The organism is Williamsia sp. z34 (assembly GCF_059553395.1).
In genome coordinates this window covers 77,419-97,978 of record NZ_JCANWW010000002.1, presented here as the reverse complement: position 1 = coordinate 97,978, position 20,560 = coordinate 77,419, and the positions used below count along the sequence as shown (strand labels likewise).

Annotated in this window: 19 protein-coding genes and 2 tRNA genes; 8 read left to right on the top strand and 13 right to left on the bottom strand. The window is 64.4% G+C overall.

Annotation, left to right across the window (positions count from 1 at the left end):
• Positions 1-3 precede the first annotated feature (3 nt).
• The 5 genes from clpX to AC51GT_RS04745 all read right to left on the bottom strand — a co-directional run bounded on the left by clpX (position 4) and on the right by AC51GT_RS04745 (position 4,380).
• The gene (gene clpX / locus AC51GT_RS04765) at positions 4-1,281 is read right to left on the bottom strand and encodes an ATP-dependent Clp protease ATP-binding subunit ClpX (protein WP_496325385.1); all 1,278 of its coding nucleotides are present in this window, start codon (positions 1,279-1,281) and stop codon (positions 4-6) included.
• Between the two features lie 188 nt (positions 1,282-1,469).
• On the bottom strand, positions 1,470-2,099 hold the full coding sequence (locus AC51GT_RS04760) for an ATP-dependent Clp protease proteolytic subunit (protein ID WP_496325386.1): 630 nt from the start codon (positions 2,097-2,099) through the stop codon (positions 1,470-1,472).
• Positions 2,100-2,139: 40 nt separating this feature from the next.
• Positions 2,140-2,748 carry an ATP-dependent Clp protease proteolytic subunit gene (locus AC51GT_RS04755; protein WP_496325387.1) on the bottom strand — a complete coding sequence of 203 codons (609 nt, stop codon included), beginning with the start codon at positions 2,746-2,748 and terminating at the stop codon, positions 2,140-2,142.
• A 164-nt stretch (positions 2,749-2,912) separates the two neighbouring features.
• Positions 2,913-4,274: a trigger factor gene (tig, locus tag AC51GT_RS04750; protein WP_496325388.1), complete on the bottom strand. Its 1,362-nt coding sequence runs from the start codon at positions 4,272-4,274 to the stop codon at positions 2,913-2,915.
• Positions 4,275-4,306: 32 nt separating this feature from the next.
• Positions 4,307-4,380: transfer RNA gene (locus tag AC51GT_RS04745), tRNA-Pro, on the bottom strand.
• 204 nt (positions 4,381-4,584) lie between these two features.
• Between AC51GT_RS04745 and AC51GT_RS04740 the strand changes: the two genes are divergently transcribed.
• From AC51GT_RS04740 to AC51GT_RS04725, 4 genes are all read left to right on the top strand, one after another.
• Positions 4,585-4,658, top strand: a tRNA-Gly gene (locus AC51GT_RS04740).
• A gap of 443 nt (positions 4,659-5,101) precedes the next feature.
• Positions 5,102-6,256, top strand: a complete 1,155-nt coding sequence (locus AC51GT_RS04735) for a lipase family protein (protein WP_496328471.1) — start codon at positions 5,102-5,104, stop codon at positions 6,254-6,256.
• Between the two features lie 50 nt (positions 6,257-6,306).
• Positions 6,307-7,551: a lipase family protein gene (locus AC51GT_RS04730; protein ID WP_496328056.1), complete on the top strand. Its 1,245-nt coding sequence runs from the start codon at positions 6,307-6,309 to the stop codon at positions 7,549-7,551.
• Between the two features lie 198 nt (positions 7,552-7,749).
• The gene (locus AC51GT_RS04725; protein WP_496325390.1) at positions 7,750-8,430 is read left to right on the top strand and encodes a L,D-transpeptidase; all 681 of its coding nucleotides are present in this window, start codon (positions 7,750-7,752) and stop codon (positions 8,428-8,430) included.
• Positions 8,431-8,500: 70 nt separating this feature from the next.
• Here the strand turns inward: AC51GT_RS04725 and sthA are convergent, their stop codons facing one another.
• The 4 genes from sthA to AC51GT_RS04705 all read right to left on the bottom strand — a co-directional run bounded on the left by sthA (position 8,501) and on the right by AC51GT_RS04705 (position 12,260).
• Positions 8,501-9,937, bottom strand: a complete 1,437-nt coding sequence (sthA, locus tag AC51GT_RS04720) for a Si-specific NAD(P)(+) transhydrogenase (RefSeq protein ID WP_496325391.1) — start codon at positions 9,935-9,937, stop codon at positions 8,501-8,503.
• 107 nt (positions 9,938-10,044) lie between these two features.
• Positions 10,045-10,902: a PE-PPE domain-containing protein gene (locus tag AC51GT_RS04715; protein WP_496328055.1), complete on the bottom strand. Its 858-nt coding sequence runs from the start codon at positions 10,900-10,902 to the stop codon at positions 10,045-10,047.
• 70 nt (positions 10,903-10,972) lie between these two features.
• Complete coding sequence (locus AC51GT_RS04710) at positions 10,973-11,770, bottom strand: Fpg/Nei family DNA glycosylase (RefSeq protein ID WP_496328054.1); 798 nt, start codon at positions 11,768-11,770, stop codon at positions 10,973-10,975.
• Positions 11,771-11,786: 16 nt separating this feature from the next.
• Positions 11,787-12,260 carry a ribose-5-phosphate isomerase gene (locus AC51GT_RS04705; RefSeq protein WP_496325394.1) on the bottom strand — a complete coding sequence of 158 codons (474 nt, stop codon included), beginning with the start codon at positions 12,258-12,260 and terminating at the stop codon, positions 11,787-11,789.
• Between the two features lie 103 nt (positions 12,261-12,363).
• Between AC51GT_RS04705 and AC51GT_RS04700 the strand changes: the two genes are divergently transcribed.
• Complete coding sequence (locus tag AC51GT_RS04700) at positions 12,364-13,314, top strand: M48 family metallopeptidase (RefSeq protein ID WP_496328053.1); 951 nt, start codon at positions 12,364-12,366, stop codon at positions 13,312-13,314.
• 4 nt (positions 13,315-13,318) lie between these two features.
• On the opposite strand, the gene AC51GT_RS04695 is transcribed toward AC51GT_RS04700, so the two are convergent.
• Complete coding sequence (locus AC51GT_RS04695; protein WP_496328052.1) at positions 13,319-13,930, bottom strand: mycothiol-dependent nitroreductase Rv2466c family protein; 612 nt, start codon at positions 13,928-13,930, stop codon at positions 13,319-13,321.
• Between the two features lie 174 nt (positions 13,931-14,104).
• Between AC51GT_RS04695 and pepN the strand changes: the two genes are divergently transcribed.
• A complete protein-coding gene (gene pepN, locus AC51GT_RS04690) occupies positions 14,105-16,672 on the top strand; it encodes an aminopeptidase N (RefSeq protein WP_496328051.1) in 2,568 nt (855 codons plus the stop codon).
• A 66-nt stretch (positions 16,673-16,738) separates the two neighbouring features.
• Here pepN and AC51GT_RS04685 read toward each other — a convergent pair whose 3' ends face one another.
• The 3 genes from AC51GT_RS04685 to AC51GT_RS04675 all read right to left on the bottom strand — a co-directional run bounded on the left by AC51GT_RS04685 (position 16,739) and on the right by AC51GT_RS04675 (position 18,260).
• Positions 16,739-17,212 carry a DUF5130 family protein gene (locus tag AC51GT_RS04685; protein WP_496325398.1) on the bottom strand — a complete coding sequence of 158 codons (474 nt, stop codon included), beginning with the start codon at positions 17,210-17,212 and terminating at the stop codon, positions 16,739-16,741.
• Entirely contained in the window at positions 17,199-17,450 is a 252-nt protein-coding gene (gene ctaJ, locus AC51GT_RS04680) for an aa3-type cytochrome oxidase subunit CtaJ (RefSeq protein ID WP_496325399.1), read from the bottom strand. The genes AC51GT_RS04685 and ctaJ overlap by 14 nt, the downstream gene beginning before the upstream one ends.
• 120 nt (positions 17,451-17,570) lie before the next feature.
• Complete coding sequence (locus AC51GT_RS04675) at positions 17,571-18,260, bottom strand: HNH endonuclease (protein ID WP_496328050.1); 690 nt, start codon at positions 18,258-18,260, stop codon at positions 17,571-17,573.
• A gap of 175 nt (positions 18,261-18,435) precedes the next feature.
• Between AC51GT_RS04675 and AC51GT_RS04670 the strand changes: the two genes are divergently transcribed.
• Both AC51GT_RS04670 and AC51GT_RS04665 read left to right on the top strand, forming a co-directional pair.
• Positions 18,436-18,840 (top strand): globin, encoded by a 405-nt coding sequence (locus AC51GT_RS04670; protein WP_496325401.1) that lies wholly within the window; start codon positions 18,436-18,438, stop codon positions 18,838-18,840.
• A gap of 64 nt (positions 18,841-18,904) precedes the next feature.
• Positions 18,905-20,554, top strand: coding sequence for a glycoside hydrolase family 13 protein (locus AC51GT_RS04665; protein ID WP_496328049.1), 1,650 nt, complete (start codon positions 18,905-18,907; stop codon positions 20,552-20,554).
• The last annotated feature ends 6 nt before the right edge of the window (positions 20,555-20,560 follow it).

Here is a 20,560-nt window from a genome sequence, read left to right as displayed (position 1 = left end):
CCGCTAGGCGCTCTTCTCGCGCCGTTCGTCACGGCGCGGCTTGCGCGGCACAATCGTCGGAAGAACGTTGTCGCGCACGGTTTCTCCCGTGACGACAACCTTCGCGACGTCGTCGCGACTCGGGATGTCGTACATCACCGGCTGCAGGACTTCTTCCATGATCGCGCGGAGTCCACGGGCGCCGGTTCCACGGTGGATGGCCTGATCGGCGATCGCCTCGAGGGCCTCGTCGTCGAACTCGAGCTCGACACCGTCCATGTCGAACAGTCGCGCGTACTGTTTGACCAGAGCGTTCTTGGGCTCCGACAGGATGTTGATCAGGGAAGGCTTGTCGAGCTTGGTCACCGACGCGATCACCGGGAGACGCCCGATGAACTCGGGGATCAATCCGAACTTGATCAGGTCTTCGGGCAGGACCTCGGCGAAGTAGTCGCTGCTGTCGTTGTCGTTCTTGGCGACCTCGGTACCGAAGCCGATGCCACGCTTACCGATTCGGTCCGACACGATCTTGTCCAACCCGGCGAATGCACCCGCGACGATGAACAGCACGTTGGTGGTGTCGATCTGGATGAACTCCTGGTGCGGATGCTTGCGCCCGCCCTGTGGCGGTACCGACGCCTGCGTGCCCTCGAGGATCTTGAGCAATGCCTGCTGAACACCTTCGCCGGAGACGTCCCGGGTGATCGACGGGTTCTCGCTCTTGCGGGCGATCTTGTCGACCTCATCGATGTAGATGATGCCGGTCTCGGCGCGCTTGACGTCGTAATCGGCGGCCTGGATCAGTTTGAGCAGGATGTTCTCGACATCCTCACCGACATAGCCGGCCTCGGTCAGCGCAGTCGCGTCGGCGATGGCGAACGGAACGTTCAGCATCTTCGCCAGCGTCTGGGCCAGGTAGGTCTTGCCACAGCCGGTGGGGCCGAGCATCAGGATGTTCGACTTCGCCAACTCGACCGGTTCCACACCGCGTGAGTCCTTGCGGTCGCCCGCCTGGATGCGCTTGTAGTGGTTGTAGACCGCCACTGCCAGCGTCTTCTTCGCGGTGTCCTGCCCGATGACGTAGTTCTCCAGGAAGTCCCGGATCTCAGCGGGCTTGGGGAGCTCATCGAGTTTGACGTCGCTGGTCTCGGCCAGTTCCTCTTCGATGATCTCGTTGCACAGGTCGATGCATTCATCGCAGATGTACACACCGGGTCCAGCGATCAGTTTCTTGACCTGCTTCTGGCTCTTTCCGCAGAAAGAACACTTCAGAAGATCGCCACCATCTCCGATACGTGCCATCTGTTGCTGTCCCTACTTCCGTTACCTGATGCCCCAAAGACCCTGATGCCGACAGACGCTGCCGACTTGCGGCCGTCCCGGCTCACGGGGAGCACAGTACTCACGACCGTACCCGTCGGTGGGCGGAACTTCGACCGATAAAGCCAAATGTCGCGGGCCCACTTCATGGCCCGCGACACTTGGAACCGTTACTTGCGGCCGGACTTCTTCCGGTACTCGAAAACCTCGTCGATGATGCCGTATTCCTTGGCCTGCTCGGCGGTCAGGATGTTGTCGCGGTCGGTGTCCTTGCGGATCTTCTCGGCGGGCTGCCCGGTGTGACCGGCCAGGATGTCATCCAGCCGGCGACGGATGCGCTCGATCTCGGCGGCCTGGATCTCCAGGTCCGAGACCTGGCCCTGGTAGGCCCCACCGGTACGCGGCTGATGGATGAGCACGGTGGCGTTCGGCAGGGCCGCCCGCTTTCCGGGGGTTCCGCCGGCCAGCACGATCGCGGCAGCCGAGGCGGCCTCGCCCAGGCACACGGTCGCGATGTCGCAGTGGACGTACTGCATCGTGTCGTAGATCGCGAGCATCGCCGGCACGCTGCCGCCCGGCGAGTTCACGTACATGATGATGTCGCGGTCGGGATCCTGCGACTCGAGCACCAGCAACTGCGCCATGATGTCGTTCGCGACGGTCTCGTCAATCGGGGTGCCCAGGAAGACAATTCGTTCTTCGAACAGCTTGGCGTACGGGTTGTACTCCCGCGCCCCATTCGGGGTGTGCTCGATGAACGAGGGAAGGATGTACCGCGACTGGGGTGAAAGATTGTTCATATCTTTGGCTCTCTCCGGTGAGGTGACAGGTGGTACGGGCTCAAGCGCGGGTGATCACGTGATCGACGAGACCGTAGGCCTTGGCCTGCTCGGCGGTGAACCACTTGTCGCGGTCGGCGTCCGCTTCGATCTGTTCGAGCGTCTGCCCGGAGAACTCGGCGTTGAGCTTGTTCATCTCTTTCTTGGTCAGCGCGAACTGCTCGGCCTGGATCGCGATGTCGGCCGCGGTGCCACCGATACCGGCGGACGGCTGGTGCATCATGATCCGGGCGTGTGGCAGTGCGTGCCGCTTGCCCTTGGTTCCCGCAGCGAGCAGGAACTGCCCCATCGATGCCGCCATACCCATCGCGTACGTGGAGATGTCGCAGGGAGCGAGCTGCATCGTGTCGAAAATCGCCATTCCTGCGGTGACCGAACCGCCGGGCGAGTTGATGTAGAGGCTGATGTCCTTGGTCGGATCCTCTGCAGAGAGCAGCAGGATCTGCGCGCACAGCCGGTTGGCGATCTCGTCGTCGACCTGGGTGCCCAGGAAGATGATTCGCTCACGCAGCAGACGCTCGAAGACCGAGTCGGTCAGATTCAGTCCGGCCACACCCGAACTCGCGGTTACTCCGGAGAGTGCTGGCGTGTGGATCTTCGGCTCAGTCACGGTACCTACCTTCGCGTCCCGGGATCAGCTCCCGGAATTTTTCGTTCAACGGACTCACAATGATTTTGACTGCTCGCTTCGACAGTAACGAATAGGGACGACGCCGAACCCTCGGCGTCGCCCCTATTCGCTGACAGCAGAATGCTTGCTGGCGTTTTGTCGCTTTATGACTCGTCGGTCGACGCGTCGTCCTCTGCCTCGGCAACCTGCTTCGGGAAGAACTCGTCGGTGTCGACAACGTTGCCGTCGGTGTCCTTGACGGTGATCTCGTTGACGATCGCCGAGAGCGCCTTGCTACGACGGACCTCGGCGTAGACTGCACCGACCTGTCCGGCCTGCTGCAGCTGCTGAGCGAACTCGGCCGGCTGCATGCCGTAGCGCTGCGCCTGGAACATGATCTGCTGCATCAGCTCGTCCTGCGCGACCTCGGTCTCCTGCTGGTCGGCAATGGCGTCGAGCAGCAGCTGGGTCTTGACCGACTTCTCGGCGGCCTCACGCGCTTCGGCCTCGAACTTCTCGCGGGTGGTTCCCTGGGCCTCGAGCAGACGCTCGAACGCCTCTTCGTCGTGGCCGAGGCTGTGGACGACCTGATGGATCTGGCCGTCGACCTCGGCGGTGACGATCGCTTCGGGCAGCGGGATGTCGATGGTCTCGACCAGCTTGGCGACCAGCGCCTCGCTGATGGCGTTGGCCTGTCCCATTTTCTTCGACCGGGCCACCCGCTCGCGCACATCGGCCTTCAGCTCGTCGACGGTGTCGAACTCGCTGGCCAGTTGTGCGAACTCATCGTCGACCTCGGGGAGCTCGCGCTCCTTGACCGAGACAACCTTCACGGTCACGTCGGCTTCGTCGCCACTGTGATCTCCGGCAACCAGGGTGCTCTTGAAGACCTTTTCCTCGCCGGCCGACAGGCCGATGAGGGCCTCGTCCAGTCCGTCGATCAGCTCGCCCGAGCCGACCTCGTGGGACAGGCCGCTCGTTGCCGCTTCTTCGACCTCTTTGCCGTCGATGGTGGCCGACAGGTCGATGGAGACGAAGTCGCCGTCGGCAACCGGACGGTCGACACCGGTCAGGGTGCCGAAGCGGGCGCGGAGAGCCTCGAGCTGCTCTTCGACTGCCTCGTCATCGACGGTGACGGGTTCGACCTCGACCTCGAGGGTCGAGTAATCCGGCAGGTCGATCTCGGGACGCACGTCGACCTCGGCAGTGAACGTGACGCTCTTGCCGTACTCCAGCTCGGAGAGGTCGATCTCGGGCTGGCCGATCGCCTTGATGTCGGCGGCGTCAACGGCTTCGCTGTACTTGGCGGGGATCGCGTCGTTCACGACCTGGGCCAGCACCGCGTCGCGACCGACACGGGCCTCGATCAGCTTTGCGGGCGCCTTACCGGGACGGAAGCCGGGGATCCGGATGTCCCGTGCCATCGTCTTGTAGGTGCGGGCGAAATCCGGCTCGAGTTCCTCGAAAGAAACCTCGACGTTGAGTTTGACCCGCGTCGGGCTGATCTGCTCGACGGTGCTCTTCACTTGACTCCCTTGTAGTGCGTTTCTTTCTTGAGTCGGGATGACAGGATTCGAACCTGCGACCCTCCGCTCCCAAAGCGGATGCGCTACCAAGCTGCGCCACATCCCGTGAGGTCTTCTGCGAAACCAGGCAAGAACCAGCGCCGCTTTCACCGAACGCAAATACTACGTGCCGCCGCCCCACGAACCTAAACCGGTCGCCCCGAACAGCGGCCACGCCGAGACGACCAGGCGATTTCATATCCGCGGGATCGAGACGGTACAGTTCCTTTCGCAGCGGCAACAGTGGCGATCCCATTGATGTCGTATGCACGCGGGTGTAGCTCAATGGTAGAGCCCTAGTCTTCCAAACTAGCTACGCGGGTTCGATTCCCGTCACCCGCTCCATCCTGAAAGCCCTGGTCAGAAGTTTTTCTGACCGGGGCTTTCTTGTGTCCGCCCACGCGGCGCCGTACCCGGACGAACAGGGTCGGCCCACGGTACCGACTTCGGCCACTCCCCCGACCGTCGAGCCACCCCCGGCGAACCGCCTACGGGTCGGCAAAGTCGTTGCGCTCCAAGCCCACCCGGACCACCGCGCCCGATCCTCCCCGGGGTGATGACCGTGTGGTGCATACCTCGCAAAGCGAACAATGTGACGCACTTGACAAACGCGGTCACGGAACGGTTTCATTCCGGTCATCGTCGCCGAGGGGGCCGGCGCTCAAACCCGTTTCGCGACCCGGAGGCTTAATTTGCGCAGGCCGAATAGTGCTGTGTCCCGTTCTCGACTACGACACCGGCTCACCACGTTCGGCGCACTGTGTGCCACCACGTTGGCGCTGGTGACCATGGCTCCGGGCACGGCCGCAGCTGACAACGTTGCGCTGCCGACCCCATTGGCGGACCGGTTCTATGAGGCACCCGGCAATATCGGGGACTTCGCGAACGGTGACATCGTCGCCAAGCGAAAGATGCCGAATCCCCCCGGATTCCTCAACATCGAGACATGGCAGCTCAAGTTCCGCAGCACCGACATGTACGAGCGGCCCATCGCCGCGGTCACCACCCTGTTGCTGCCGCTCAATCGCCGTGTGAACGCACCGGTTCTGAGTTTCCAGGACATCGTGAACGCCCTCGGACTCGAGTGCGCACCATCACGCACGTTGTACTCACAGACCAACAGCCTGACCGCACGCCAGGGACCAGCACTGAACGGCTTGCTCGCACAGGGCTGGGTCATCGCGATCCCCGATCATCTGGGCCCGCGGAGCGCCTACGGGGCCGCCGAGCTCGGCGGCCGGATCACCCTGGACGGCATCAAGGCCGGGAAGAACCTCGATGCGGCGAACATCGCCGGGAGCCCGGTCGGACTGATCGGTTATTCCGGTGGCGGGATGGCCTCGGCCTGGGCCGCGGCCCTGGCCGCCACATACGCTCCGGGCCTTCGTCTGGCCGGTAGCGCCTATGGCGGCGCCCCGATGAACCTGATCAAGATGGCCGAAGGGCTCGGATACAACAATCCGCACCCGGCATTCGGATTGGCGTACGCCGCCGCGGTCGGCCTGTCCCGGGAGTACCCCGACGAGATCCCGATGTGGGACAACCTGACCCAGCTCGGCAAGTCGATGTACCTCGAGATGCAGAATGCCTGCACCACCGAGATCCTGCGCATCGGGGAAGACCACAGCGCCGATGAGATGACACCCGACGTCAAGATCTTCGACGATCCGGCGGTGCGAAAAGTGGTCGAGGCAAACGGTCTCGACACCTTTCCGGGTGTCCCGAACGCCCCCGTGTTCGAATGGCACAGTCCCACAGATGAACTGATCCCGGTCGAGTCGATTGTCGCCACCAACAACCGGTTCTGCCGCGCCGGGGTCCGGGTTTCCAGCCTGTCGACACCGGCACCGAATCACCTGGCCGCCTACCCGTTGGGCATCCCGGGCGCGTTGCAGTGGCTGGGCGACAGATTTGCCGGTCAACCTGCGCCGAGCACCTGCTAGACACCTGCTCGGCGCCATCCCTTCGCCCCTACCGTAAAAGTGAGCGGCCCGTGGACCGACGAGTATCGACAGTTGCCCGCCTATGGCTGATCGCGGTCGCGTCGGTGGCCGCGGTGGTGCTGACCGCGGCCCCGGCCACGGCCGACGATGTTGCCCTGCCCACGCCGCTGCCCGACTCCTTCTACGACGCGCCTGCCGACATCGGCCGCTACGCGAACGGGGAGGTCATCGCGAGCCGCGAGATGCCCGACCCCCCAGGGCTGTTCGCACTGCGCACGTACCAGGTCAAGTTCCGCAGCACCGACATGTACGAGCGTCCGATCGCAGCGGTCACCACACTCCTGGTACCCGATGGTCACAAGGCCGATGGCCCGCTGCTCAGCGTGCAGGACATCGTCAACGCGATGGGCCTGGAATGCTCGCCGTCGCGGCAGCTCTATGCCTCGACGACTGATCTCGATCCCCGCTCCGGCAGCCTGACCGCCAGTCAGCGCCCACTGCTGAACGGGGTTCTCCAGCAGGGGTGGGTCCTGGCGATCCCCGACCATCTGGGCCCACGGAGTTCGTACGGCGCCGCCCAGCTCGGCGGCCGGATCGCTCTGGACGGGGTCCGGGCGGCACAGCGTTTTGCCCCCGCGCGCGTCAAGCAGAGCAGAGTGGGGCTGATGGGGTACTCCGGTGGCGGGATGGCGACAGCCTGGGCATCTGCCCTGGCACCCTCGTACGCGCCCGGACTCGAGATCGCGGGCAGTGCTTACGGCGGCGCCCCGATGAACTTGATCAAGATGGCCGAAGGACTCGGATACAACGATCCACACCCCGCGTTCGGCCTCGCATTCGCCGCGGCGATCGGTTTGTCGCGCGAATATCCGAATGAGATGCCGGTGTGGCAGAACCTGACCCCGCTCGGCAAGTCGATGTATCGCGAGATGCAAAATGCCTGCACCAACGAGATCCTGCTGACCGGGCTCGGTCACAGCGCCAAGGAGATGACCCCGGACGTCAAGATCTTCGACGATCCGGCGGCCCGACGAGTGGTCAACGAGAACAGCCTGGAGTTCTTCCCGGGGGTACCGGATGCCCCCGTTTTCGAGTGGCACAGCCCCATCGACAGCCTGATCCCGATCGACTCGATCCTTCACACCAACTCGCGCTACTGCCGGGCCGGAACAGCGGTGGTCTCTGTCCTGACCCCCTCACCCGACCATTTGAGCGCCGCAGTGATCGGACTGCCACCGGCCCTGGCCTGGATGACCGACCGGATGAACGGTGTTCCCGCTCCCAGCAATTGCTGACGGGATGCGGACGCCAAACGCCGAAATAGAGTGAGTCAGATCACTTTCAGGCCGGCCGACTGGACCCAAATGGTCACTTCAGCAACTCTGACCACAACCTGGTTTGTAACGTTTGGCGGCGTCGGGCCGACATGCAAGTATTGAATCTGCGCTTTCGGGGAGCGCATAAACCTGCACCCAACGTTAGGGTTATACATAGTGTCGACCAGCAAGTTCGCCCGCGGACGCACCGCCAAACGCCTCTTGGCCGCCGGACTCGGTGTCGTCGTGATGGCTTTGGCAGTTCCCACTGCCGCCTCGGCGCAGCCGTCGCCCACCATCCCCGGTCTGCCCGGCGTCCCACTGCCACAGATCCCGGGCCTGACGGTCCCGACGCCGCCGCCGGCACCGCAGGCCACGCCGGAACCGGCACCGGAGCCGCCGAAGCCCGTCGAACCCGCACCCCCGGTGAAGACCGATACGGGCTGGGTTGCCCTCGCCGACGACGCCACCCATGAGTTGACCGTGTGGCACGAGGGCAAGATCGTTCGCAAGATGCCCATCTCGATGGGATCGAACGAGAACCCGACCCCGAACGGCACGTACTACACCAAAGAGAAGTACCGCGACATGTACATGGATTCGTCCACGTACGGGGTCCCGATCGACGCGCCGGGCGGCTACCGCACGTACGTCGAACATGCGATCCGCATGTCCTGGGACGGAATCTTCATCCACGCCGCACCGTGGTCGGTGGAACAGCAGGGCAACACCAACGTGAGCCATGGCTGCATCAACCTGAGTCCGGAGAACGGCCAGTGGGTCTACGAGAACTTCCCCGAAGGCACCCCGATCGTGGTGCAGGGCACTGTCGGCGGGCAGTACGTCCCGGGTAGCTAGTCTCCCGGAGAACATCTGAGAACCCGGCACCGAGAGCAACTCTCGGTGCCGGGTTTTTTCGTCTCTTCCGCTATTCGGCACCGAGATCGTGACCGTTGCCGACGCCGGTGACGCGCGCAATGGCCCGCATCTTGTTCACCGCGTCCAGGGCTGCCACCTTGTATCCCTCGGCCAGGGTCGGGTAGTTGAACACTGCGTCGACCAGGTAGTCGACGGTCCCTCCGCAGCCCATCACCGTCTGTCCGATGTGAACCAATTCCGCAGCGTTGGAACCGAATACGTGTACGCCCAGAATGCTCCGGTCGTGCGCGTCCACAAGCAGTTTGAGCATGCCGTATGCGTCGCCCATGATGGCGCCCCTGGCGAGTTCCCGATAGCGGGCGACGCCCACTTCGAAGGGCACGTTCGCCGCGGTCAGTTCCTCCTCTGTCTTGCCCACGAAGCTGATCTCCGGGATCGAATAGATCCCGATCGGGTACTTGGACGCGTCCGAGTCCCCGACCGGTTCGCCGAAGGCGTCGTATGCGGCCCGTCGTCCCTGCTCCATCGCGGTGGCCGCCAAGGCGGGGAACCCGATGACGTCACCGACCGCATAAATGTGGGGCACCGCGGTGCGGAAGCACTCATCGACCTTGAGCCGACCGCGGTTGTCACCCTCCAGACCGGCTGCGGCAACACCCAATTCCTCGGTGACGCCTTGTCTGCCTGCCGAATACAGCACGGTGTCCGCCGGGACCTTCTTGCCCGACTCCAGCACCGTGACCGTTCCGGACTGGTGCTTCTCGACCATTTTCACCGATTCACCGAACCGGAATGTGACGCCCCGATCGCGCAGTTGGTACTGCAACGCCTCGACGATCTCCCGGTCGACGAAGTCGAGCATGCTCTCCCGCTGCTCGACCACGGTCACCTTGGTGCCCAGCGCGGCGAACATCGAGGCGTACTCGATACCGATCACACCGGCACCGACCACCACCATCGACTGTGGCAACCGGTCGACCCCGAGGATCTGGTCGGAGTCGACGATCGTCGCGCCGTCGAACTCGACCGTGGCGGGCCGCGCCGGGCGGGTGCCGACGGCGATGACCGCGTGGTCGAAGCTGATGTTCTTCCGGTCACCACCCTCCGATTCGACGATGAGTTCGTTGGGTCCGACAAACCTTCCGTTACCGATCAGGAGGGCAACTCGGTTGCGGGACAACTGATTCTGGATGATGTCAATCTCTTTGCCCACCACGTGCGACGTGCGTGAGGACAGATCGGCAACGGTGATATCGGTTTTGAGCCGGTACGACTGCCCGTACAACTCCCGCTGATTCAGACCGGTCAGATACAGCACCGCCTCGCGCAGCGTCTTCGAGGGAATGGTGCCGGTGTTGATACAGACGCCGCCGACCATGTTCCGGCGTTCGACGACCGCGGCCTTCTTGCCGAGCTTGGCGGCGGCTATGGCCGCCTTCTGCCCGGCAGGGCCGGAGCCGATGACAACCAGGTCGTAGTGATCCACGTCGTTTCTCCCAGCGTTGACAGGTCTGGGACTCAGTGTCACCCAACTACGCCCGTCGCACATTTCGGGCGGATGAATTGTTGTCATCGACCCCCGGTGGACACCTGCTACGCGGCGCTCCCGTCCACACCTCGGAAGGGCAGGAATGTCACCTGGACCTGCAACCACTGCGCCAGCAGACCGCAGCCCGACAGGTCGCCGCCGCCAAATGGTTCGGCGGCGTATGCGGTGTGCCGTCCACCGCGACGGTTCACGATCTGCAGACCGCGCCACATCAATCTGCCGGGTAGATATCCCGCGATCTCCCCCAGCGCGACCCGCAGGCGCCGCACATCCCGGCGCCACTGGCGGGGACGGATCGAGGTCCGGTCCGCGTTCTGGAAGTCGTTGCCCTTCAGGACTTGCCAGAGATGACGACACCAGCCACGAACATCATGGATGGACATGGCGGCGGTGAGGTCGGCAAGATCTCGCAGGAACGAGTCACCACTGGCGTTGCAGATGACGTCGGCGGGGTCGGCGATCCAGATAACCGGCAGATCCCCCGGGATCGTCGGGCCCTCGCCGGCAAGTCCGAATCCATCGCAACCGCGCACGGCTCCCGGCGGCTGATGCGGGTCGGCCACCAGTCCGACTGCCACCACAGACTTCGGACTCTCCGGGCCGGCCAGCAGGTTTCGGACCACCACCGCGCCCTGCGAATAACCGATGAGCATCACCGGTCCGGGGGTCGCGTGCAACCGCCCCTGCAGGTTCGTCACACCTTCGCGAACGCTGTCGAGGTAACTCATACCGGTCAGTTCGGGCACCGGGCCGTAGCTCGACGGGTATCCCACCCATCGGCAGTCGAATCGCTCATCGAGCCGGGCGGCCACCGCGGCGAGGAGACCGCCGACCCGCACGCGGGTGTCCCCCGGGTACGACTCCCCGGTTCCTTCGACGAAGAGCACCGTCGCAACTGCCATGGGCTCCATCATGCCGATGAAACCTGTGTGCTTGCTCAGGCGATCACCCACCGGTCGCCGCGAGTCGGGCTCAATCGGCCTGACAGGTCGGGCACCAATAGACCTTGCGGGCCACCATCTCCCCCATCAGGATCGGTGTCCGGCAGATTCGGCATGGTTCACCGGCGCGGCGATAGACGTAGGTCCGCGGCCGACCCGGCCCATAGGCCGGGGCCCCGTGATCATCTTCGGGACGCACGACGTGCATCTTGCCGCGTCGGACACCGATTGCCATCAATGCCACGAGATCCGCCCACAGGCCGTCCCACTCGGCGCGGTCGATCCCGGTGCCGGGTCGATGCGGATTGATCGATGCCCGGAACAGAACCTCGGCACGGTAGACGTTACCCACACCGCACAGCACCTTCTGGTCCATCACGAGTGCACCGACCGCCTTGCGGGAACGGGTTATCGCAGCCCACGCCAGTTCGGGATCGGCGTCCTTGCGCAGTGGGTCCGGACCCAATCGCGCGGTCAGCGCGGTCAGATCCGCGGGGGTGTACAGCTCGCAGGCGGTCGGGCCCCGGAGGTCGGTGCCGTAATCCTCGGTCTCCATGCGCATCCGAACCTGTCCCACCGGTGTGGGCAGCGGTGGCAGGCCTTCGGTGAAAGCTCCGTAGAGGCCCAGATGTACGTGGACGATCTCGCCGTTGCCGTAGCGATGGATCAGATGCTTTCCCCAGGCCTCCGCTCGGAGAAAGGTCTGTCCGTCGATCCGGCCGGCCCCGGCGGCGAAGCGTCCTTGCGGACTGCTGACCGCCACCTGTCGGCCGGCGAACTTGCGATGGTGGACCCGGGCCAGCCGGTGAAGCGTATGCCCTTCAGGCACAGTGTGTTTCGAAGCCTCAGCGCCCGGGCAGCAGCGGCGGTACGCCGGTGCGCTCGTACTCCGAGAGGATGTCGATGCGGCGCTGATGGCGCTCTTCACCCGACCATTCGGTGTTGATGAACGCATCGACGATGGCCAACGCCTCGGCCTTGCTGTGCATGCGGCCCCCGATGCCGATCAGCTGCGCGTTGTTGTGCTGCCGCGCCAGTTGTGCGGTCTCGACGCTCCACGCCAACGCGCACCGGGCACCGGGCACCTTGTTCGCAGCGATCTGCTCGCCGTTCCCGCTGCCACCGAGCACGATCCCGAGGCTGCCTTCGTCGGCGACGGTCCGCAGCGCCGCATCGACGCAGAAAGCGGGATAGTCGTCGAGCGCATCGTATTCGTGCGCTCCACAATCGATCACCTCATGACCCGCAGAGGTCAGATGTTCGGCAATCTGGGCTTTGAGTTCGAATCCGGCATGGTCGCCACCTAGGTACACGCGCATGCCGAACAGTCTGACAGAGTGCGGCCGCGCCTCGGGCACCGACCGGAAACGTCGGGCCCGGACCGGGGTATGCGGCAGCCGCGACAACACTAGATTGGTCAGGGTGAATCCCGACTCCCCTCCGCCCGCAGCGGCGTCGCACTGGCTCACCCCGGCCCCGTTTGCCGGGCCACCGCGACGGCATCCGTGGGAGATTCCGATCCTGGTCCTGGTCCTGGTTGTCGGACTCGGCGGGTACGTGCTGGTCGTGGCCCTGGTGGCAACGGGGTCTCTGAACACCTGGTTCCTGCTGGTCCTGCTCGCGCCGCTGCTGCTGTATCTGATCCGCGGCCTGACCTACGCGATGCCACGTGTCAACGGGGTAAAGATGAGCCCGACCCAGTTCCCCGAGGGCTACCAGATGGTGGTCGAATCGGCCCGCAGATTCGGGCTCGAGTACGTCCCGGACGCCTATGTGGTCCTCGGCAACGGCACAATCAACGCCTTTGCATCCGGCCACGGATTCCGTCGATTTGTCGTCGTCTATTCCGATCTCTTCGAGATCGGTGGGCATGCCCGCAGCCCAGAGGCGTTGCGGTTCATCATCGGACACGAGGTCGGGCACATCGCGGCCGGGCACGTGTCCTACTGGCGGCAGCTCGGTTCGATCATCGGCCTGAATCTCCCCGTGCTCGGCCAGGCACTGTCGCGATCCATGGAGTACACCGCCGACAACCACGGCTACTACAACCAACCATCCGGATCACCCGGCGCCATCGGGGTGTTGGCGGCCGGCAAATACATGCTCACCTCGGTCAGTTTCGACGAGTTCGCCGATCGGGCCACGCTGGAGAAGGGCTTCTTCACATGGTTGACCAATCTGCAGTCGACCCACCCGGTGCTGACCTGGCGAGCAGCGGCCCTGCGCGACCGATCCGGGCCGGGACGGATGTTCTTCCGGCCTCGTCAGATTGTCCGGGGAATCGGGAGCGGACACGTGCAGATGCTGCCGCCGCCGGGCCCACTGCTCATGGCACCGGTCGACCTGACCAAAGATCAGGCCGACCGGAAGTAGCTGCTCAGTCGAACTGCGGATCCTCGTTGCGAGACCGCTTGAGTTCGAAGAAGTGCGGGTAGCTCGACAGGGCCAATGCGCCGTCCCACACCTTTCCGGCGTCCTCGCCCCGCGGGATCCGGGACAGAACCGGTCCGAAGAAGGCCACGTCGTTGATGTGGATCGTCGGGGTTCCGACGTCGTCGCCCACCTTGTCCATACCTGCGTGATGGCTCTTGCGGATGGCTTCGTCGAAGGTGGTTTCGTCAGCGGCCTTGGCCAACTCGGCGGACAGTCCCACCTCTTCGAGTGCCAGCGGGATGACCTCGCCGAAGTCCTTGATGCCCTTGTTGTGGATGAGCGTTCCCATCGCGGTGTACAGCGGAGACAGGATCTCATCGCCGTGTTCGGCCTGCGCAGCGGCGATCACGCGAACCGGGCGCCAGGCCTCCTTGAGCCCTTCGCGATATTCGTCGGGGATGTCTTTGCCTTCGTTGAGCACCGCCAAGCTCATGATGTGGAAGTTCGTCTCGATGTCGCGGACCTTCTCAACCTCCAGAATCCAGCGGGAGGTGATCCAGCACCACGGGCACAGCGGGTCGAACCAGAAGTCAACGCGGTCAGTCGAGGCGGTCATGAGTTGGAGAACTCCTTCAGCAGTAGAACGTCCAGGTATGGCACCGGTGGCACCTTGCACCATTCAACAATCCGGGACGGGTCCCATTCCCTCCTGCCCCGAGCCACGGCAAGAGCCCACACGCAATACGGTAGTTGTGTAGCAACCGGCAAATCTCTCCTGAATCGAGGCAACGTGGCGGCACCAAATTTGACCCGTGATCTGGCGGGCCAACGCTCGGCGAACATCTCGGTCTCCAACTACGCGATCGATCTCGATCTCACCGATGGCGCGGGCAAACCCGGCGAGAAGACGTTCCGGTCGGCGGTGACCATCACCTTCACCGCGACGGCAGGCTCCTCGTCGTTCGTCGATCTCATCGCGCAGACCGTGCACAGCGCCACGCTCAACGGCTCCGACCTCGACGTCTCCGGATACACCGAGGAGGACGGCCTGGCGCTGAACGACCTGGCCACCGACAACACCCTCGTCGTGGTCGCCGACTGCGTGTATTCACACACCGGCGAGGGTCTGCATCGTTTTGTCGATCCCACCGACGATGCGGTGTACCTGTACTCACAGTTCGAAACCGCCGACGCCAAACGAATGTTTGCCTGTTTTGATCAGCCGGACATGAAGGCGACCTTCGACGTCACCGTCACCGCTCCGACGGACTGGAAGGTGATCTCCAACGGGGCCGGCACCGAAACGTCCCCGGGGAAGCACACATTCGCGACCACCCCACTGCTGAGCACCTACCTGGTCGCATTGATCGCCGGCCCCTACGCGGTGTGGACGGACCACTACACCGACGAACACGGCACCATCGACCTCGGTATCTTCTGCCGTTCGTCACTGGCCGAGTTCATGGATTCCGGGCGGCTGTTCACCGAGACCAAACAGGGTTTCGAGTTCTACCACAAGAACTTCGGCATTCCGTATGCGTTCGGCAAGTACGACCAGCTCTTCGTCCCGGAGTTCAATGCCGGCGCCATGGAGAACGCGGGTGCGGTGACGTTCCTCGAGGACTACGTCTTCCGGTCCAAGGTCACCAAATACCTGTACGAACGCCGCGCAGAGACCGTGCTGCACGAGATGGCACACATGTGGTTCGGCGACCTCGTCACCATGCAGTGGTGGGATGACCTGTGGCTCAACGAGTCCTTCGCCACGTTCGCCTCGGTGCTGTGCCAGTCGGAGGCCACCGAGTACAAGAACGCCTGGACGACATTCGCCAACGTCGAGAAGTCCTGGGCGTACCGGCAGGACCAGCTCCCGTCCACCCACCCGGTGGCGGCCGACATCCCGGACATCGCCGCCGTCGAGGTCAATTTCGATGGAATCACCTATGCCAAGGGCGCTTCGGTGCTCAAGCAACTGGTCGCATACGTCGGTCTCGAAGAGTTCCTGTCCGGCCTGCGCGACTACTTCCAGGCCCACCAGTTCGGGAACGCCACCTTCGCCGATCTCCTCGGCGCACTGGAGAAGGCGTCGGGCCGCGACCTGTCGGACTGGGGTTCGCAGTGGCTCAAGACGACCGGGATCAACGTCATCCGGCCGGACTTCGACCTCGACGATTCCGGGGCGTTCACGCGGTTCGACATCCTCCAGGACGGGGCGGCACCCGGCGCGGGCGAAACCCGTACCCACCGCCTCGCGGTCGGCGTGTACGACGATGTAGACGGAAAACTCGTCCGCACCAAGCGAGTTGAACTCGATGTCACCGGGGACCGCACCTCCGTTGCCGAGCTGGTCGGGGTCGATCGCGGACAGCTGATCTTGCTGAACGACGACGACCTGACCTACTGCTCGGTCCGGCTCGATCCCGATTCCCTGGCCACCGCGACCAGCCGGCTCGCCGACATCAGCGAGCCGATGCCCCGCACGCTGGTGTGGTCGGCGGCCTGGGAGATGACCCGGCAGGCAGAGATGCGCGCCCGGGATTTCGCCGCGCTGGTGGAGCAGAACATCGGTACCGAAACCGAGATCGGTGTCGTGCAGCGGGTGCTCCTGCAAGCGCAGACCGCAATCGACGGCTACGCCGATCCGGAGTGGGCAACGAGTGTGGGGTGGCCCCGGTTCAGCGCCCGGCTACTCGAACTCGCCCGGGCGGCGCAGCCCGGTTCCGACCATCAGCTGGCCTTCGTCGACACGCTGCTCTCCGGCGTGCTGGCTCCTGAGCAGACCGATGTGGTCCGGGCGCTGCTCGATTCGGATCCCGCCGATCAGGGGCTGGCCGGGCTCTCCGTCGACACAGACCTGCGATGGTCGATCGTGCAGGCGCTGGCCACCGCCGGGGCCATCGACACCGATCCGGCCGACAGCCCGCTGATCGACGCCGAACTCGCCCGGGACAACACCTCCGCGGGCAGCAGGCAGGCCGCCAAGGCACGGGCCTCACGTCCGCTGGCCGAGGCGAAAGCGCAGGCGTGGACCACCGTGACCGAGGACGACAGCCTCTCGAACACGTTGGGCCGCTCGATCATCGCCGGATTCAACCGACCGGGTCAGAGCGCGCTCCTGGCGCCCTACACCTCGAAGTACTTCGAGGTCGCCCCGCAGGTGTGGCAGCGGCGTTCGAGTGAGGTCGCCCAGACCGTGGTCGTCGGGCTGTACCCGAACTGGGCAGTCGACGAGGACGCACTGGCGCTGGCCGACGAACTGCTGGCGGCCGACCATCCGCCGGCACTGCGCCGGTTGATCTCCGAAGGACGCGACACCGTGGCCCGCACACTCCGGGCCCGCACCTTCGACAAGAGTTAGACAGACACAAAAGGGGCGGGGCAACCGAATTGGTTGCCCCGCCCCTTTTGTCTGTTCAGATCGTGATCAGCGAACGGTGACGGCCGCTGCTATCACGCGGATGGCGGAGATCAATCCGTCGACGAGGTCGCCGGACCGGATGCCCGCGATCGCCGCGGTGACACCGAGCTGGGCGACCCGATCGTTGAGACGGGTGGCGACCTCTTTGCCGGAGACGACCACTACGTCCTTGGTGTTCGGCGACACCGCGATGAGCGCGGCATGTTCCGGTTCCGGAGCACTCGGAAGGATCGCCGCGGCACCGGCGACCGGGTCAGCGCCCAGGTCTCCGATGAACACCGAGAAACGGATACCCGTCTGATCGGTCGCATCGAACAATGCCTCGTCCAGTGCCACCAGTTCGTCCGTCTTGAACGGCGGCGTGGACGGGACGTCCTCCGGGAAACGAGCTGCCGACACCCGACCACTGAGGGTCAGGGCCGAGCCCATGGGGAGCGATTCGGGATCGACGGTCGACTTGACCACATCACCACTTGCCACTTGCCGAGCCTCCGATCAAATCGTCCGTTCCGTGCCCGTGGTACAGCGGGGCCACGGGTGCTGCTTCGGTTGCGCTGAGCAGCAACGGTCCATGCTCCCACTTCTGGTCGATCGTGTAGAACTTCACCTTCGGGTACTTGATACCGCTGGTGAACACCAACGCCATGACAACCAACACCACAGAAATGACAGTGATGATGATGGTCGGCATGCCGATCGCCACAATCAGGTCTTCCATCGTTCCGCCCTTCAGAACCGCTCGACTCTTGTGTCAAAACTTAGCCGACGGCACCGGCGCTGCTTCGCCGAGGTCACCCGGCGCGTCGAAACAAGGTACGCCGATACCCGCCGACCCGGCTCAGGCCGCACCCACATCGAGATAACGCGACCATGCCGGGTCGAAATCCTTCACCGTCGCCAGCAGCCGCCAGTGCCGGCCCTTCGGCGCGGTCAGTGGAGCCTTGAGTGTCCATCCCAGTTCCGAGAGCAGACGATCGGCCTTCTTGTGGTTGCACGAGGCACAACAGGCGACGCAGTTGTCCCAGGTGTGCGTCCCACCGCGACTGCGCGGCACCACATGGTCGATCGTGTCGGCCTTGCCACCGCAATAGCCGCAACGCGTCCGGTCGCGCTGCATCAGTGCGGCCCGCGTCATCGGGATGACCGCGCGATACGGCACCCGCACGTACGTTCGCAGCCGGATCACCGACGGCACGGCCATCGCCATCTCCGCCGAATGAATGAGCGGGCCGGCGCCGTCCTCGTGGATGACATCGGCCCGCTCACGGAGCACCAACACGATCGCCCTGCGTATCGAGATCGCGGCAAGTGGTTCGTAGGTCGCGTTCAGGAGCAGCACACGGTGCTTGCCCCAGCGCGAATTGGTTCCGACGGCCGGCGGCGCACCGATCGCGTCGACGGAGCGGGGTCCGGTGTCCAACGTGGACACACTTGCCTCACCGCGCGATCTGACGCGTCCATCACTTGTGGTCGAGACGCGGTCATACCCCGCGTGGCCCTTCTTACGCTGCGCCTTCGTCCGCGACATCTGACCTCCCGGCCAAACCAACCGACCTCGATGGGAACGATTCAGTTCAACACGGATGCCGAACAAATGCGAGGCAAAATGCGCCTCGCTCGCGGCAATTGTGTGAACTCTGGGTGTCCGGACCCGAAACCGACCGACGGGCGCGGCCGCACCCGAGTGCTCACAGAGTGGAACAATGGGTGCCGTGACTACTTCTCCGCAGACGTTCTACGAGGCGGTGGGCGGCGAACAGACATTCGTCGACCTGGTTGCCCGCTTCTACGAGGAAGTCGCCAAGGACGAGATCCTGCGACCGCTCTACCCCGAAGAAGATCTCGGTCCGGCCGAGCGACGGATGCGCATGTTCCTCGCGCAGTATTGGGGTGGACCGCGAACGTATTCCGACGAACGCGGACACCCGAGATTGCGGATGCGGCACAACCCCTTCCGCATCGGGCCCATCGAGAAGGCAGCGTGGTTGCGATGCATGCACATCGCGATCGCATCGATCGACTCGCAGCGCCTGGACGAGCCCCATCGACAGGCTCTGATCGACTACGTCGAGATGGCAGCAGACTCCATGATGAACTCGCCGATATGACAGCGAGACCTGCTACGGCGATGTGATCGTGACGTTCGGTGGGGCGTGAGGCAAGATAAATCACGTGAGTGACGAGACGAATGATCTTTCCGAGGCCGCAAGCAATGCTTCGACGCAGGATCACCCGCCGGCCGATTCCGGATTTCCCCGGTGGTGGCAGAACGCGATCTTCTATCAGATCTACCCCCGTTCTTTCTCCGACGACAACGGTGACGGCATCGGCGACATCCCCGGTGTGATCGACAAGCTCGGCTATCTGGAGTTGGTCGGCGTGGATGCCATCTGGCTCAGTCCGGTGATGAAGTCCCCGATGGCCGACCACGGGTACGACGTGTCCGACCCACGCGACATCGACGAACTGTTCGGCGGTCTCGAGGCGATCGACGCGCTCATCCGGCAGGCCCACGAACGCGACATCAAGGTCACGATGGACCTCGTCCCCAATCACACCAGCGACCAGCACCCCTGGTTCGTCGAGGCGCTTGCCGCCGAGCCCGGTAGCGCGGCCCGTGAGCGCTACATCTTCCGCGACGGACGCGGCGAGGACGGCAGCGAACCGCCCAACAACTGGAGCAGCGTCTTCGGCGGACCGGCCTGGACCCGGGTCACCGAGGCCGATGGCGAACCCGGCCAGTGGTACCTGCACATCTTTGCCACCGAACAGCCCGATCTGAACTGGGACAATCCCGAGGTCTTCGCCGACCTCGAGAAGACGCTGCGGTTCTGGCTCGACCGCGGTGTCGACGGGTTCCGGATCGATGTCGCCCACGGCATGGCCAAGCCCGAGGGGCTTCCGGACATGGACCTCGAGGGCGTCGGCCTGCTCAGCAACGCCGACGACGATCCCCGGTTCAACAATCCGGGCGTCCACGACATCCATCGACAGATCCGCGCGGTCCTCGACGACTATCCCGATGCGATGACGGTCGGCGAGATCTGGGTGCAGGACAACGAGCGGTTCTCCGAATACGTGCGCCCCGACGAACTCCACCTGGGTTTCAACTTCCGGCTTGCGAAGATCCCCTTCGAGTCGGAGGCCGTCCGTGAGGCGATCGAGCATTCGCTCGAGGCCGTCGCGTTCGTCTCGGGCACCCCGACCTGGACGCTGTCGAACCACGACGTCGAGCGCGAGGTCACCCGGTACGCCTCCGAGGACTCACCGCAGGCCGGTATTGATCGCGCCCGGGCGATGATCCTGGTCGAACTCGCGCTGCCCGGCGCGGTGTTCATCTACAACGGCGCCGAACTCGGCCTTCCCAACGTCGATCTGCCCGATGACGTGCTGCAGGACCCGGTCTGGGAGCGGTCGGGACACACCGAACGCGGACGCGACGGTTGCCGCGTGCCGTTGCCCTGGGAGGGCACCGCTCCCCCGTTCGCCTTCTCGAGCAACCCGGACACCTGGTTGCCGATCCCCGCGGAATGGGCTGCGTTGACGGTCGAGAATCAGCTCGAAGACCTGGGCTCCACGCTGTCGCTGTACCGGCAGGCGATCGAGTTCCGCAAGACACGTCCGGAGTTCGCCGGCGAGGCCATCGAGTGGTACGGCGCCCCGTCCGGATGTCTGGCGTTCCGCCGGTCACTCGGCAGGCTGGTCTGCGCCCTCAACGCCGGGGACGAACCCATCGGGTTGCCACCCGGTGAGGTCCTGCTCTCCAGCGCACCGCTGGTCGACGGCAAACTGCCACCCAATGCGGCGGTGTGGCTCGTCTGAAGCGCC